Source organism: Aeromonas lacus (genome assembly GCF_000764665.1).
In the GTDB taxonomy this organism is placed as follows: domain Bacteria; phylum Pseudomonadota; class Gammaproteobacteria; order Enterobacterales; family Aeromonadaceae; genus Aeromonas; species Aeromonas lacus.
The window spans coordinates 1-15,710 of record NZ_JRGM01000013.1; the positions used below are offsets into that span (position 1 = coordinate 1).

Sequence of the window (15,710 nt, forward strand, 5' to 3'; positions counted from 1 at the left end):
TTTATTGCCTGAAAATCAGAAAATCGCCCGATAATTGCCCTGCTTTATTCCTCTCCCTTTGAATTCCTAGTCCTCCCCGTCTGTTTTACTCATAAAAAACGGTCTCAACAGCGTAAAATGGCGCTTTATCTCGTCGGAGATAGCCCATGTTTTGTCCAAAATGCGGCGGTCAAACCCTGCAGAGCGTCAGTCCCAAAGAGTTTCGCTGTGGCTGTGGCTTTCATTTTTTCCAGAATGTGGCGACTGCGGTAATGGTGGCGCTTTGCTGGCAGGATGAGGTGCTGGTTGCGGTGCGTGCCTGCAATCCGGGCAAGGGGTTGCTGGATCTGCCGGGCGGATTTGTCGATCCCGGCGAGTCTCTGGAGGGGGCGCTGGTGCGCGAGTTGCAGGAGGAGCTGGGACTCGATGTCAGCGCTCATCCTTGCACCTATCTTGGCTCATTCCCCAATATCTATCCCTACGATGGCATCACCTATCACACCTGTGACACCTTTTTCGCCATCAGGCTGAGTGAAAAACCGGTCATCCAGCCGGCTGACTATGTGGCCGCCTGTCAGTGGCTGAAGATCAGCGATATCCCCTTGTCCCGCTTTGCTTTCGAATCGACGCGCACCGCGATGGCGAGGCTGCAACAATCCCCTTTGCAAGCCTGATCCCTGCTGATGACGATGGGGATTGGCAGCGACCATCCCTGTCTCATCCTTGTCCGCTTTTGTCCCGCAGACGCCATTCGTCAGACGGTGAGTGGTATAGTCAGCAGTGGATCCGGATTCAAGGAGCATATTGTGAAGAAGATAGTTCTCATCTTGCTCGGCATCGCCGTGGCGGCCTTGCTGGCCATAGTGACGTTGATAAGCCTTATCGACCCCAATCAATTCAAGCCCCAACTGGCTGAACAGGTGCGCAAGAGCACTGGCCGGGAACTGGTGATGGCGGGGGAGATTGACTGGCGTTTCTGGCCGAGTCTTGGCCTCTCGCTTGAGAAGGTGGCTCTGCGCAATCCGGCCGGTTTTGCCGAGCCGGATCTGGTTCGTTTCGAACAGGGCGAGGCCTCGGTGGCCCTGTTGCCGCTGCTCTCCCATCGTCTGGAGATCGGCAAGGTGACCCTGAGTGGCGCCCATCTCTTTATCCAGACCAAGGCGGATGGCAGCTCCAATCTGAGCGGACTGATCAAAGATGCCACTGCTGATGCAAGCGAACCGGTCGTCCCCGCAACCCCTGCGCCAACCGCTGATAGCAAGCCTTGGCAGATCAGCTTGCAGGGTGTCGCGCTCTCCCAGGCCAGTGCGCTGGTACAGGATGATCGCAGTGGCACGTCGCTGCGACTGGATCGCCTCGATCTCGACATGGGGCAGCTGGCCACCGGTCAGTGGGTACCCGTGACGCTGGCCGCCAAGGGGAGTGCCGACAAGCTCGCTTTCGATGTTAAAGGGCAGACCCATATCAAGCTGGCGCAGGAGGTGATGGCCAGTGAACTGAAAGACTTGAGCCTCAGTGGCAGCCTGAGTGATCCGTCCCTGCGACTCGACAGTTTCTCCATCAAGGGAGACCGATTGGCCCTTGGTGAGTGGAGCAACCTCACGTTGGCGCTGAAAGGAGCCAAGGTAGAGGGGCAGCAAGCTTTACTGGCTGGCTCGCTGGAAGGAACGCTCAAGGGACGGCTCGATAAAGAGATGAAGCTTGCCGAGCTTTCCGATGTGCTGCTGACGGCAGCGCTGGAAGGTGATGCGCTGCCACGCCCGCAGATGAAGCTGAAACTGGCCGGGTTTGCCCGTGCCGAGCTCGACAAGCAGTTGATTACCCTGAGCAAGCTGGTGATGAGTGCCGATGAGGCGCTGCTGAGTGGTGATGGAACCGTGCAGCTTGGCGCTGTTCCCGCAATCAGCTTCGATCTCAAGGGGGAGAAGCTGGATCTCGACAAATGGCTCGCCAAATCGGTACCGACCACACCTGCGCAGGCGAAAGAGAACAAACCGGCGGCCGGTGTTGCCAATACCGCTGCAAGTGGCAATAAAGCGGTAACCGGCAAAAGCGAAGCTCTCTCCGCGGTCGAACCGGATCTGGGCGCGCTCAAAGGGGTGGATCTGGATGGTCGGTTGCAACTCGGCAGCCTGCGTCTGAAAGGGCTGGATCTTGGCGCAGTCGATCTGCAGGTGGCTCTGGCCAAGGGACTGCTGACGCTCAAACAGTTCAGCGCGACCGTGGCAGGCGGTCAGGTAAACGCGAACGGGGTACTCGACGCACGCCAGCAGCCCGCCACCTACAAGGTGCACAAGCAGGTGGCCGGAGTGAACATTCGTCCCTTGTTGCAGACTCTGGCTCAGAGTGATCTGCTGGAGGGCAAAGGCGATCTCGATGTGCAGGTGCAAGGACGTGGTCTCTCTGAGTTGGCACTGCGCAACGGGATGCAGGGTAAGGTTACCTTGAAGCTGAGCGATGGGGCCCTGCACGGCATCAACCTGCCGGAGATGATCCGCGAGGCGCGGGCCACCCTCACCGGCAAGGGGGCCGAACAGGTGAAGGAGGCGCGCAAGACCGACTTCAGCGCCCTGACCGCCAGCTTCCAGATTGCCGACGGCATCGCTCGCAGCAACGACATCCAGCTCTTTGCCCCCGCCTTGCGGGTCAAGGGCGAAGGGCAGACGGCACTGGTGCCGGAGAGCCTCGACTTCCTGTTCCTTACCTCCATCGTCGAGAGCAGCAAGGGGCAGGGAGGCAAGGATGTGGACGAGCTGAAGGAGATCACCATACCGGTACGGATCGGCGGCCACTGGCAGGCGCCCAGCTATCGGCTCGACGTGAAGGCGCTGCTCAGCAACAACAAGTTGCTGGAGGATAAGGCCCGTAAGGAGGCCGAGCGCGGACTCAAGAAGCTGCTGGGGGACAAGGCCGACAACGATGCCGTCAAAGGGGTGGCTGACCAGCTGCTCAAGGGACTGTTCAAATAGGTGACGGTTCATATGGGCTGGCGGGAGCTGCGCCAATGCCGTTAGCGGTTGACCGGATGTCAGCGCCATTTAAAAATGGCGCTGACATTTTTTATGGCGCAGTGCTCTGCTGTGTCTTCATCCGGAGTCATCTCGAGTTGAACCCATGCGCCTGATCCTGCTGCTCTGTTCCCTGATCTGCTACGGCATGGCGTATCCCGCGCTGGCTGGGCCGCTGGCGGATCGTCTGGCTGGCGAGCTGGCCAGACAGGCTCCCGAACATACGCTGCCCCTTGACGAGGTGCAGCGACTCGATCGTCGCCTGATTGCTCCCGACTCCCTTCATCCCGGCTGGCAGCGCTATCCGCTGCGCCAGTTGCAGGCGATCTATCGCTATCAGCAGGAGTGCGGGGCGGATAATGCCTTGCCCGCCGAGTGGCTGCCACTGCTGCGGGCGCTTTGCGGCCAAGGGGCTGCGCCCTCGACCAGCTGGTTTGCCGCTCACCCCGTCTATCCGCTTGGCGGCTCCAGCGCGGCTCGCTGGCAGGCTGGTCATCCGTCCGCCGGGCTCGACGATCTGCTCCATGTGCGGGAGCGGCGCGACCGGTTGGGGCTGATTGGCGAGCTTGATGATGACAACCTCGACGCCCTGCTGCGGGGCGAGCGCTGGCTGCTGCAATCCGGTCAGCTCTGGCTGCTTGCCGGTGGACAGTGGCGTCGCTATGGCGCTGGCCAGTGGCAGCCGCTGGCCGAGCGGCTCGGTGTGGTGCTGGATAGCCGGGTCGATGGATCCTGTCAGGAGCGGGTTGGCGCGCTCTGTATCAACGAGCGCCCCACGCTGCACTGGCAGTGGCTGGCGCTGGCCAGTACGCTTGGCTTCATTCTGTTGCTGGGGTGGGCCAGCTGGCAGCGCTGGCGCCTGTTGCGGGAGCGGCGCGTCGCATTGCAGATGCTGACCCACGAGCTGCGCACCCCCATCATGGCGCTCTCCGGCATCAGCGAGGAGCTGCGCCACGACTTCGATCGGCTGCCCCCTTCCGCCCAGCAGAGCGTGGGTCAGCTGCTGGGCAGTGTCGCCCGCTTGCATCAACTGGCACAGGCCAGTCGCCACTATCTGGCGGCAGAGACCCTCGAGGATGAGCGGGTGGCGGTCAGTCTGGCCGAGTGGCTCACGCTGGCTTGCGAGCGCCACGGCGCCACCTTCTGCCTTGAGCGGGAGATGACTCTGGCGCTCCCCTTCTACTGGCTCGATCTCGCCCTCGACAATTTGCTGCGCAACGCCAGCCTGCATGGCCGCGCGCCTGTTCGGATCTTTGCCAGCTGGCAGGCGGGGCGCTTGATCCTTGCGGTCAGCGATGGCGGCGAGCTGCCGGGTTACCGGCTCGCCACCCTGCTGCGCCGCGGTGCCCGTGCTGATGGCTTGGGGCTGGGGCTTGCCATCGTGCGCCATCTGTTGCGCCGTCTTGGCGGGCGCCTCGCCCTGTCCGGTCCACCGACTACCTTCACCCTGACACTGTCCTGCCAGCTCTGGAGCGACCCCGAATCATGAAGACCATCCTGCTTGTCGAAGACGAGGCGCTGCTGGCGGAGAACCTGCAACGCTATCTGACCCGCGAGGGGTATCGCTGCCTCTGGTGCGACACCCTGACTGCGGCAGAGCTGCAGTGGCTGGCGGCGGATCTGGTGCTGCTGGATCGCACTATGCCGGAGGGGGATGCCCTCGACTGGCTGCCCCAGTGGCTGGCGCGCAAGGCGTTGCCGGTGATCGTGCTGACCGCAAGGGTGGAGGTGAGCGATCGGGTGGCCGGGCTCGATGCGGGGGCGCGCGACTACCTGACCAAGCCCTTCTCCCACGACGAGCTGCTGGCACGGATCCGTGCCCAGCTGCGTCAGCTGGGGGATGGCACTCAGGCGGTGGGCGGCTTGCAGCTTCATCCTGCCCGGATGCAGGCGAGTTGGCAGGATGCGGAGGTGAGCTTCACCCCCACCGAGTTTGCCCTGCTCACCCTGCTGGTGCGGATGGCGGGGCGGGTGCTGAGCCGGGAGGAGATCCTCAATCGGGTGTGGGGCTATCAGGCGTTTCCCTCCACCCGCACTGTCGATACCCATATTCTGCAACTGCGCCAGAAGCTGCCCGGGCTGGCCATCGAGACGGTGCGCGGCATCGGCTACCGGCTGGAGGTGGCACAGTGAAGCACACAACGCTGGCTGCGCTGCGGTTGGTTCTGGGCGTTGGCCTTTTAAACGTAAGCAGCGTGATGGCAACCGAGCACCTCTTGGAAACCAAGCGCCCCGATCCGCTGCAACCGGCTACTCTGGCCTTGCTGCAGGGAGATAACCGGCACGCCTGGCAATCTTTGCAGCAGGCGTGGCCTGCGCTAAACAGCGATGCCGAGCGCCGTAGCTGGCAGGGGATGCTGGCCGCGCTAAGTGCCCAGCACTGCGGCAAGGATTTCCCGCTCACTCTGCCCGATGGGGTGAGCGAGTTGCGCCTTGAGCTGATCCAGCGCGATGCGCCGCTGCTGCGGGACTATCGGGTGCAGCTGACCGGGGAGGGGCCCATCACCGCCGCGGAGCTCATCGATCCCGCTGGCCGCAACCGGCTGGCAGGCGCCCAGTGGGAGGCGGAAGAGAACAGTGGAGTCAGGGTCGTGGGGGCCGATCTGCCGACGCCTTTATCTGCCGGTCTCTATCAGCTGCGGCTGGCGGTAGCGGGCAAGGACTGGCAGGTGGCCCTGCCGCTGCCTGCGGTGCAGGATCTGGACTGGCTCTCCCGCTCGCCGCAGGCGGTGGCCAATCTCCCCGCCAACCCTGCTTCCTGTACGCCGCTCTGGCTCGATCAGGCGGTGCTGGCCCGCCCGCAATACTCCCTGCTCTGGTGGCACCGGATTGCGCCCGATGAGCCGGTTAACTGGCCAACCGCCACTCCTGACAGCTGGCGCACCCTCTCGCTGGTGCAGACCAGCCAGCGCGGCCAGCTGGTGTTGCAACTGAGCCACAGTCAGGCAGGGCCGGTGGAGTGATACCGGGGGATTGAGTCGCTGCTGTCTGTGATGGATGACCAGCTTCGGGCACAGATTGTTTCGTTGGTGCAATAGTTATCATTTTTGCGGATGTTGTTGGTGGTGGCTATTAAACAGGAAATGGCTGAGAAGCCTCTCCGCCTCTGCTCTGTGCTTAATCCTGACATTGGCCTGACAATCGCAGGCTGCCGATCTGCTGAAATGCGATTCCCGTGTGTTATCAGGAATCACAGACCATGACTTTTCTTCCCGTGCTAACGAGCCGGATCCGCCCGCTGTTGTTGTTGGCGCCGCTGTTCTCCCTGCCTGCCGAGGCGCTGACTCTGGCCAACGAGCAGTGGCGTATCGAGCTGGATCCCGCCACTCTGGCAGCCGAAGCAATTCTGCCATCGGGCAATCACTTGGCCATCTCTTCCCCCGGCCCGCGCCAGCCGGTCACCGCCCTGCAGCAGGAGGGTGAGCGCGCCAGCTGGCTGACCCGTGCTGATGGCGAGGTACGGGCGTTGGCTCGCCTTGAGGGCAACCGCCTGATCCTCACCCTGAGCCGCGCGACCACTGGCGAGCTGGTATGGCCGCGGGTGCCGGCAGGGGCACAGGCGCTGATGCTGCCGATCCATGAGGGATTTCGCATTCCTGCTACTCACACTGCGTGGCGCAAGGCGCTGGTGGAGGAGTATCAGGGGATCAACACCACGGATAATCTGACCTTGCCGCTGGTCGGGCTGGATCATGGCGAGCAGCAGTTGGCGATCCTCTTTGCCAACCCTTTCAACAACCGGCTCACCTTTGCTCCTAAGCAAGATGGCATTGCCTTCACCGCGACCCACAGCGTCAATCGCCTTAATCAGGCTGACCCCTATGAGGTGGAGGTGTCGCTGCAGCCGGGCAACGACTGGCTGGCGGCGGCCAAGGCCTATCGCAGCTGGTTGCAGGGGCGGGGCGAGCTGGTCTCGCTTGAGAGCAAGCTGGCGGCGGTGCCGGATGGCAAACGGCTGATCGGTGCCTCTCACCTCTACCTCTGGGGCGAGCGACTGCTGGTGCCACAGGATGTGAAGAGCTGGCCCGCACTGCGCCGCCTGATCCCTGCCGACTGGCTCAAGGGTGAGAGCAAGAGTGCGCTGCAAGCGCCCGATCTGGCCCGCAACCGCTACCTGCAAAATCTGGTGCTGGCTGGGGTAGATCAGGCGCTCGCACTGCGCCATCCGGGTCAGCAACCGGCCGATTTCACCGCCCGGCGCGCGCTGGCGGCAAGGCAACTGGGGGCTGCGCTCAACGAGCCGCAGAGTTGGGGCGATGGCAGCTCAGCCAAGATGATCGCCGCTCTCAAGCAGGCTGGACTACCCAGACTCTGGCTGGGGCTGCCCCAGTGGACCGCCGGTTTTGCCGCGCCAGAGGGGATAGCGCTTGCCAAAGTGGCGGGCTATCTCATCGCCCCTTACGACTCCTACGATACCGCGCTGCCGGAGGGGAATCGCCAGCAGAGCTGGCTTACCGCCCAGATGGGGCAGGATAGCTATCTGCATTGCGGCATCATGCTGGAGAATGGACGGCGCAAGAGCGGCTTTCAAAACAGCGGCGTCTACACCAATCAGGCCTGCGTGCGTCCGGTGATGGAGCAGCGCGTAGCCTGGTTGCAGCAGGCAAGCCACTACAACAGCTGGTTCCTCGATGTGGCGGCGACCGGCATGGTGTTTGACGACTTCGACCCGGCCAAGCCGACCAGTCAGGCGCAGGATGCGCAAAACCGGATGGCCGGGATGGCGTGGATTGCCAGGAGTCAGGGGGTGCTGGTGGGCTCCGAGGAGGGCGGCGCGGTAGCCAACCGCACCGCGGCCTTTGCCCACGGCCCCCAGACCAGCGGCTTTGGCTGGCAGGATCCCGATATGCGCCGCAACAAGCGCTCTCCCTACTATCTGGGAGCCTGGTATCCCGACTATCAGCCCGCGTTCTTCTTTCGCCAGAGCCACCTAAAACCTGAGTATCAGGGGCTCTACTTCGATCCGGCGCTGCGGTTGCCGTTGTTCCAGAGCGTCTTTCACGACAGCATAGTGACCACCCACCACTGGACGATGGATAGCCTCAAATTCAGGGAGAGCCGTCAGGTCACCGAACTGTTGCAGCAGCTCTACAACGTGCCGCCGCTGCTCAACCTCAGTCTGGATAGTGCCAGCGCGCGCATTCCCTATCTCAAGGGGCTAGATGCCTTTTTCCGCCCGCTGCATGAGCGGCTCTACAACCAGCCGCTCACCGGTTTTCGCTGGCTCGATAAAAGAGGTGTGGTGCAGCAGAGCGAGTTTGCCGATGGCACTCGACTGATTGCCAACTTCGGCCCGGCCACCGAGCTGGCAGGGATCAAACTGGCCGCTCAAAGCGTGCTGGCGCTGCTGCCCGATGGCAGCCAGCAGCAGTTTGTCTCGCAACCGGATGGCGCCCGCTAATCTGGCGTTCTGGCTTTTATTTCATCAGAGGATGCTGTGGCAGAACTTTTCATGTATAGATGAACGTTCTGCAAAATAAACGAGAGGTAGTTCTGATGATTGAGAGTGAAGTGATTAGAGAGGTAAACCATCCGGCGTGGCCGCTGGTCTGGCAGATCTATGGCGAGAGTTTTCCCCGCTACGAGCAGCGCCAGTCACAGCATCAGCCACAGAAGATGCGGGATCCTCGCTATCACTGCCAAATCTTTTATCAGGACGGCCTGCTGCTCGGTTTCATCTTCTGGTGGGCGTGTGGCGAGCAGATATATATCGAACATCTGGCCATCAATCCGGCGCTGCGCGGCCGCAACTACGGCAGCCGCCTGCTGGCCGAATTTTGCGAGCGGGCAGGCAAAACCGTCATTCTCGAGATCGATCCGCCAGAGGATGAGATTGCCATTCGCCGTCTGCGCTTCTATCAGGGGCTGGGCTTTTGTCTCAACGATTATGCTCATGTCCACCCACCCTATCATCCTGACTACAAGGGTCATGAACTTCGGGTGTTGAGCTATCCGGGGCTCCTTGAGGAAGAGGCTTATCAGCGTTTCAACAGCATGCTGGTGGAGACGGTGATGGATCACGGCTGAGCAGCCGTAAGGAGATAAGAGAGGGGCCCGCCTGAAGCAATTCAGGCGGGCCCTTTTTCATTGCCGCTGGCTGGAATTACTCCCCCAGCAGGGTTTGCCAGACGGCGAGCACATGGCTGCGCTCACTCTGCAGCTGATCGTCGCTCACCTTGCGGGAGATCTCCGAGAGGTTGAGGCGATGGCCGAGGTTGCGGATCTCCAGATAGGCCTGTTTCAGCCCCTCCGCCTGCTCCAGCGTCAGCACACCCGCCATCACGCACTCGTCGAAGATGCGCACGTTATCGGACCAGCGGGTGAGGGCATCGGGCTCGCCGCAGGCGTGGGCCAGCACCAGATACTGGGCGATAAACTCGATGTCCACCATGCCGCCGGGGGACTGCTTGAGGTCGAACTCGCCGGCACCGGCTTTGAGCAGGTGATCCCGCATCTTGTGGCGCATCTCGCGCACCTCGCGGGCCAGGGTCGGCAGGTCGCGTTCCCTGGCCAGCACATCGCGGCGGATACGGGCAAACTCGGCAACGATGGCGTCATCGCCATAGATGGGGCGGGCCCGCACCAGCGCCTGATGTTCCCAGGTCCACGCCTCGTTTTGCTGATACTGCTCATAGGCCGACAGCGACGAGACCAGCAGGCCGGAGTCGCCGGAGGGGCGCAGCCGCATATCGATCTCGTAGAGGATCCCGGAAGGGGTTCGGGTGCTGAACAGGTGCAGGATCCGCTGCGCCAGACGCAGATAGAACTGGCGGCTGTCGATGGGCTTGCGCCCGTCGGTGTAGCTGTTGGGGTCGCCGCCATGCAGGAACACCAGATCGAGATCCGAGCCGTAACCGAGCTCGATACCGCCCAGCTTGCCATAGGCCACCACCGCAAAGCCGCGCTGGCCGCTGGTTGCCACCTCGGGCGGCACCCCGTAACGCTCGCTCATCTGGGCCCAGGCCTGATTGACCACCTCTTCGGTGATCGCCTCCGCCAGCCAGGTGAGGTGGTCGCTTACCTTCATCAGCGGCAGGGCGCCGGCGATGTCGGCCGCCACGATGCGCAGCAGCTGCACCTGCTTGAACTGACGCAGCGCCTCCATCTGCTGCTCCACATCCTCTTCGGGGATGCGCAGCAGGAACTGGCGCAGCTGGGGTTTGTACTGATCGAGCGGGGTGGGGTGGTAGAGGTGCTGGGGATCGAGCAGCTCGTCCAGCAAAATCGGGTAGCGGGCCAGCTGCTCGCTCACCAGATGGCTGGCGTCGCACAGCCGCACCAGCTGGCGCAGGGCACCCGGGTTCTCTGCCAGCAGTTGCAGATAGGCGCTGCGGGTGAAGATGCGGGTCAGCAGCTCACACACCCGCTCGAACAGGCGGGCGGGCTGCTCGCTGGCCACCACCAGCCGCAGCAGCTCCGGCATCAGCCAGTCCAGCGCGATGCGCCCCTGCGGGCCGACCTGACGGCGTTTGTACTCCTCCTTGAAACGCAGCAGCGCGGCGCAGAGCGGGGCGGGCTCGGCCACCCCCTGCGCGCTCAGCAGTTGCTCCAGCTCGGCGGCGTCGAGCTCGGTGCGCCACAGATCGAGCCAGAGCTGCTCCAGATGGGCGGGTGCCTCTTTCTCTTCCCCCACCACGGCGGCGAACTCCTGATGGACGGCCGCCATCTCCTCATCGAGATGAGCCATAAAGGCGTCCCAGTCAGCAAAACCCAGAGCCGCGATCAGCCGCTGGCGATCCCGCTCCTCGGTGGGCAGGGTCTGGGTCTGCTGATCGCCGATCTCCTGCAATATGTTCTCGACCCGGCGCAGGAAGCGATAGGCATCCAGCAGGCGATCGCAATGGGCAGATTCGAGGGCGCCACATTGGGCGATGGCGGCCAGCGCTTCGGGCAGGTGACGCACCCGCAGCGCCGGTTCACGGCCGCCGCGAATAAGTTGCAGCGCCTGGGCGATAAACTCCACCTCGCGAATGCCGCCAGCCCCCAGCTTGATGTTGCCCTCCAGCCCCTTGCGGCGCACCTCGGCGGCGATCATCGCCTTCATCTGGCGCAGGCCGTCGATAACGCCAAAGTCGATATAGCGGCGAAACACAAAGGGGCGCAGCATTTCGGCGAGCTCCACTGCGTGCTCGCATTGGGGCCCCAGTACCCGCGCCTTGACCATGGCGTAGCGCTCCCAGTTGCGGCCGTGGTGCTGGTAGTAATCCTCCATGGCGGCGAAGGAGATGGCCAGCGGCCCCGCATCGCCAAAGGGGCGCAGTCGCATATCGACCCGGAACACCTGACCATCCTGGGTGGGCTGGTGGAGGGCGTTGATGATGCGCTGGCCCAGCTTGATAAAGAACTGCTGGTTGGCCAGCTCGCGCCGCCCGCCGACCGTGTAGCCGTTCTCGGGGAAGGTGAAGATAAGGTCGATATCCGAGGAGAAGTTGAGCTCGCCACCGCCGAGCTTGCCCATGCCGAGGATCAGCAGCGGCTGCGGGTTACCGTTGCCGTCCATCGGGGTGCCCAGCTCGCCGCACTGTTTGGCGTAGAGCCAGTCGCGGGCCGCGCAGATGAGCGCATCCGCCAGCTTGGTGAGGTGGATAAAGCTCTCTTCTACTGTCGCGTGGCCCAGCAGCTCGCGCCAGGCGATCACCAGCATGCGGCTGCGGCGGAACTGGCGCAGGATGCGCTTGAGCGTCTCTTCATCGCTTACTTCGGCGAGCAGGGAGGTGAGGTCACTCTGATAGGCGGGCCAGCGTTCGACCCGCTCCAGATCCCCGGAGGCGAGCAGCTCGGTCAGCAACTCCGGCTGTTTGAAGAGAGAGTCGGCGACAAAATCGGAGAGGCCGAGCAGGGTCAGCAGGGTCTGGCGCACCTGCTCGGGCTGGTTGCCATAGTCGGGGGCCAGTTCAGTCAGCCGTTGCCACTGGCGCTGGGCCAGATCCTGCAGCAGGGGGGAGAAGGCGGAGAAAGAGGGAGAGTGCTGGGCCACGGTTGCCGTCCTTGTGGTTAACGAAACTGCCGGATAAAAAGCTGGCTGCCAATCTAGCACTGTCAGGCCCCCGCGTCACAGCGCAGGGGCGAGAAGCATGATCCGGCGGGAATTATCGGCAGCCAGTCATTCAGGTGCGCTGGTAGATGGCGGGATCGTAGATCTCCATCAGGCTGCCCGGGTTGGCCGGTGGGGCAAAGCCGAAACCGGCGTAGAGGCCATGGGCATCCGAGGTGGCGAGGGAGAGGCGGCGCAGCCCCTGCAACTCGGGATGGTCGACAATAGCGGCCACCAGCGCCTTGCTGTAACCGCGGCCGCGGTACTCCGGCAGCACAAACACGTCCGCCAGATAGCCGAAGGTGGCCTTGTCGGTGATAACCCGGGCGAAGGCAACCTGCTGACCATTGACATAGCCGCCAACGCAGAGGGAGTGGTTGATGGCCCGCACCACAGTGCTGTGGGGAATACCGCGACACCAGTAGGCTTCTTCAGACAAGAAGCGGTGGATAAGCGGCAGATCGAGCCGCCCCTTGTCGTCACTGATCTCGATGGGTGAGTGCGTCGTGCTCTGCTGCATGTTGGCTCCTTGCCGTGGGTCAGAAATGAGAAAGGCCCCTCGCGGGGCCTTCCAGTCTAACCGGATTGGAACGGGAAAGTCAGGCGAGCTTGAAGGACTGGATCTGGCCATCCAGCTCCTGGCTGTGCTGCTCCACCAGTACCGAGGCCTCCTGCAATTCGCGCAGCACCACCACGGAGCCTTCGGCGATCTGCTTGACCTGCTCCAGATTGCCGCGCATCTCCTCGGCCACCGAGCTCTGCTGATCGGAAGCGGCGGCGATGTGGCGGTTCATGTCGGCCACGCCCTGTACCCGCTCCACTATGGTGGCGAGCTGATCGCCCGCCTGGGTCACCTGGGCAACCCCCTTGTCGGCCTGTTGCACACTCTGGGCCATCAGCTCGCCAGCCTGACGTGCATTGCCCTGCAACTGCTCGATCATCTTCTGGATCTCGACGGTGGCGGCCTGGGCCCGGTTGGCCAGCTCGCGCACTTCGGAGGCCACCACGGCAAAACCGCGGCCCGCTTCACCGGCGCGGGCGGCCTCGATGGCGGCGTTGAGCGCCAGCAGGTTGGTCTGTTCCGAGATGCCGCGAATTGTGTCGACGACCGAGCCAATCCGCTCGACCCCGTGCTCCACCTCGTTGACCACGCTGGCGGAGCGCTGGATGTTGCCGGAGAGGGTGTCGATGGTGTTGACGGTCTCGGCGACGCAGCGGCTCCCCTCTTCCGCCAGCTGGCTGGTCTCGGCAGTGGCCCGGGAGGCCTGATCGGCGTGAGAGGCCACCTCGCGAATGGCGCCGACCATCTGGCTCATGGCGCTGGCCAGCTGCTCAATCTGGGCGAACTCTTCGCTGATCGCCTCGTTGGCCTCCTCCATGCAGAGGGTCACCTGGGAGGCGATGTCGTTGAGCTCCTTGCAGGCGGCGCGCTGGCTGCCAAACACCTCTTTGAGGTTCTCCTGCGAGTGGGAGACCGCCTTGGCGATGTCACCGAACTCGTCGCGGGAGCGGAGCAGTACCTTGTGGCTGAGGTCCCGCTTGGCGAAACGCTCCAGCAGATCGACCAGATAGTGTACCTGCTTGACCATCAGACGGGAGCCGGTCATCAGCAGGATCACGAACAGCAGACCCATGATGGTGGTCTCCATCAGGCCGCTCCAGAGCAGGCGGTCGGCAATGGCGTTGGCTTTCTCCGGATCCAGCCCCTCGGTGAGCAGGGTGGCCTCCAGATTGTTGGCATCAAACCAGAGTTTGGTCAGTAGCAAAATGGTACTGATCACCATCAGCAACACCACTTTCGGCACCAGCCGAATGTTGCTCATCCGCTTCTCCAGCAGGTTCAACTGCATCGTAAAATCTCCTTTGAAAATCGCTTTTTCCTTTGCCCTCAAGGCTATCGGCATTATCTTCTCTTTTATTAATTTGCACTGTGTTTAAAGTTGGAAAATGTATGCGGCATCACTTAACTCACTTGCGGGCGATGGATTTGCTGATGGCATTTCTGTCGATAGTCTCGGTGTTACTGGTAACGGCCCGCTGGTGGGGTCATGCGAGCATCACCCCGCAGACCCTGCAGCTCTTCTATGACCTCGACAGTCTGATCTGCTACTTCTTCCTCGCTCACTTCGCCTATGGCTGGCTCAGGGCGCCCGATCGCAAGGCATTTTTCATGGCCAACTGGATCTATCTGCCGGGCAGTCTGCCGATGGTGGAGCAGCTGCGCTGGGCCCGTCTGCTCCAGCTGTGGCGGGTCTATCAACTGTTCAAGGAGCACCCGGATCTCTGGGCCATGTTCCGCCGCGAGCGCAACGAGACCACCCTCTCCGGCATTCTGTTCCTCTTCTTCCTGTTGCTGGGGGTGGGCTCCGGCGTGATGTACTGGATCGAGTCGGGCCAGCCCGGCAGCGAGATCCAGACCCCCTACGATGCTTTCTGGTGGACGCTGGTGACCCTGTCGACCGTGGGCTACGGCGATCTGGTGCCGCGGACGGAGGAGGGGCGCTTTGTCGCCAGCCTGTTGATCCTGTTCGGGGTTGGCCTGTTTGGCGCCATCAGCGGTTTCATGGCCAGCATCTTTTTGCAGCCGGCCAAGGAGAGCGAAACCGACAAGTGGCGTCACCACTACAACAACCAGCAGGAGCAGCTGCTGCGCGAGTTGCGGGCGCTGCGTGACGAGGTGCGCGAGCTCAAGAAGAAGTAAGGTTGTCGCACGGGAGCGCAAGTTGCGAGCCAGCTCCCAGCTATCGGTTGTGGCAGAGCAGGGGAGGTGCTTTTTCTTTGCTTGTCCTTTAACCTGCTGGCGGCTTAACATTCAACCTCTTGTCCAAACCTGAAAAAGAGAATCGATCAACCATGCGCGCCCTTCTCGGGATTCTTATCTGCTTGTGTGCCCAACAGGCACTGGCCGATACCCGTTATGTTTCAGACAACATCTTTACCTTTATCCACAATGGTCCGGGGACCCAGTACCGGATCCTCGGTAGCGTCAAGGCTGGTGAACCGCTGGAGGTGAAGGCGGTGAACGGCGAGGCCGGTTTCACTCAGGTGGTGGACGGTCGCGGCCGTGATGGATGGATCAAAAGCAGCGAACTGCAGAGCCAGATCAGCCTGCGCGAGCAACTGCCGCAGGTAGAAAAAGAGCGTGACGAGCTCAAGGCCCGCCTGCAAAACCTCAACGGCGACAACGAGAAACGCTTCGCCGAGAAGGATGGTCAGATCGCTGCCCAGAGCAAGGAGATTGCCGCCCTCAAGGCCCAGCTGGTCAGCCAGGCTGAAGAGATGAACAATCTCAAAGAGCAGAACGACGCCCTGACCCAGAGCTACGATAACCAGGAGCACGACATGCAGATGGACTGGTTCATCCGTGGTGGTGCCATGGTCGGTGCCGGTATCCTGCTTGGCATCCTGTTGCCCATGCTGCCTCGCCGTCGCAGCCGTAGCGATCGCTGGATGAACTGACAGCATCTGGCTGAATGAATTGATGAGAAGGGTCGCCGTGGCGGCCCTTCTTTTTTTGGGCGCATTGAGCGAGATCCGGTATTGGGCGGGATGCATGGCTGCTTTGCGACAGGCGGGTGGTGGAAGATCGTATACAAAATGAAGTCAGATGACCCTCATGTTTATTGGCGGGCTGGCTTCAAAAGGGAATGAATAGGGTGAATTAGCGATCTTTGTTAAAGAGTGGCAAC

General features: G+C 62.3%; 12 protein-coding genes. 9 read left to right on the forward strand and 3 right to left on the reverse strand.

All coding sequences use genetic code 11. From position 1 onward, the window contains the following. The first annotated feature begins 146 nt into the window (after positions 1 to 146). From LG31_RS0101555 to LG31_RS0101585, 7 genes are all read left to right on the forward strand, one after another. Entirely contained in the window at positions 147 to 653 is a 507-nt protein-coding gene (locus LG31_RS0101555; protein WP_033112756.1) for an NUDIX domain-containing protein, read from the forward strand. A gap of 132 nt (positions 654 to 785) precedes the next feature. Next, entirely contained in the window at positions 786 to 2,948 is a 2,163-nt protein-coding gene (locus LG31_RS0101560) for an AsmA family protein (protein ID WP_033112757.1), read from the forward strand. A gap of 145 nt (positions 2,949 to 3,093) precedes the next feature. Further along, entirely contained in the window at positions 3,094 to 4,476 is a 1,383-nt protein-coding gene (locus LG31_RS0101565) for an ATP-binding protein (RefSeq protein WP_033112758.1), read from the forward strand. Then, entirely contained in the window at positions 4,473 to 5,120 is a 648-nt protein-coding gene (locus tag LG31_RS0101570; RefSeq protein ID WP_033112759.1) for a response regulator transcription factor, read from the forward strand. Before LG31_RS0101565 ends, LG31_RS0101570 begins: the two co-directional genes overlap by 4 nt. Positions 5,121 to 5,185: 65 nt before the next feature. Then, complete coding sequence (locus LG31_RS0101575) at positions 5,186 to 5,950, forward strand: DUF2861 family protein (protein WP_238567459.1); 765 nt, start codon at positions 5,186 to 5,188, stop codon at positions 5,948 to 5,950. Between the two features lie 236 nt (positions 5,951 to 6,186). After that, entirely contained in the window at positions 6,187 to 8,388 is a 2,202-nt protein-coding gene (locus LG31_RS0101580) for a glycoside hydrolase (RefSeq protein WP_033112761.1), read from the forward strand. 95 nt (positions 8,389 to 8,483) lie between these two features. Continuing rightward, positions 8,484 to 9,014 (forward strand): GNAT family N-acetyltransferase, encoded by a 531-nt coding sequence (locus tag LG31_RS0101585; RefSeq protein WP_033112762.1) that lies wholly within the window; start codon positions 8,484 to 8,486, stop codon positions 9,012 to 9,014. 76 nt (positions 9,015 to 9,090) lie between these two features. Here LG31_RS0101585 and glnE read toward each other — a convergent pair whose 3' ends face one another. From glnE to LG31_RS0101600, 3 genes are all read right to left on the reverse strand, one after another. Then, complete coding sequence (gene glnE / locus LG31_RS0101590) at positions 9,091 to 11,964, reverse strand: bifunctional [glutamate--ammonia ligase]-adenylyl-L-tyrosine phosphorylase/[glutamate--ammonia-ligase] adenylyltransferase (protein WP_033112763.1); 2,874 nt, start codon at positions 11,962 to 11,964, stop codon at positions 9,091 to 9,093. A 130-nt stretch (positions 11,965 to 12,094) separates the two neighbouring features. Continuing rightward, positions 12,095 to 12,541 (reverse strand): GNAT family N-acetyltransferase, encoded by a 447-nt coding sequence (locus tag LG31_RS0101595; protein WP_033112764.1) that lies wholly within the window; start codon positions 12,539 to 12,541, stop codon positions 12,095 to 12,097. Between the two features lie 79 nt (positions 12,542 to 12,620). Further along, complete coding sequence (locus tag LG31_RS0101600) at positions 12,621 to 13,871, reverse strand: methyl-accepting chemotaxis protein (RefSeq protein ID WP_033112765.1); 1,251 nt, start codon at positions 13,869 to 13,871, stop codon at positions 12,621 to 12,623. 32 nt (positions 13,872 to 13,903) lie between these two features. Between LG31_RS0101600 and LG31_RS0101605 the strand changes: the two genes are divergently transcribed. Then, the gene (locus tag LG31_RS0101605) at positions 13,904 to 14,722 is read left to right on the forward strand and encodes a potassium channel family protein (RefSeq protein WP_033112766.1); all 819 of its coding nucleotides are present in this window, start codon (positions 13,904 to 13,906) and stop codon (positions 14,720 to 14,722) included. A gap of 152 nt (positions 14,723 to 14,874) precedes the next feature. Next, positions 14,875 to 15,480: a TIGR04211 family SH3 domain-containing protein gene (locus LG31_RS0101610; RefSeq protein WP_033112767.1), complete on the forward strand. Its 606-nt coding sequence runs from the start codon at positions 14,875 to 14,877 to the stop codon at positions 15,478 to 15,480. Positions 15,481 to 15,710: the final 230 nt, after the last annotated feature.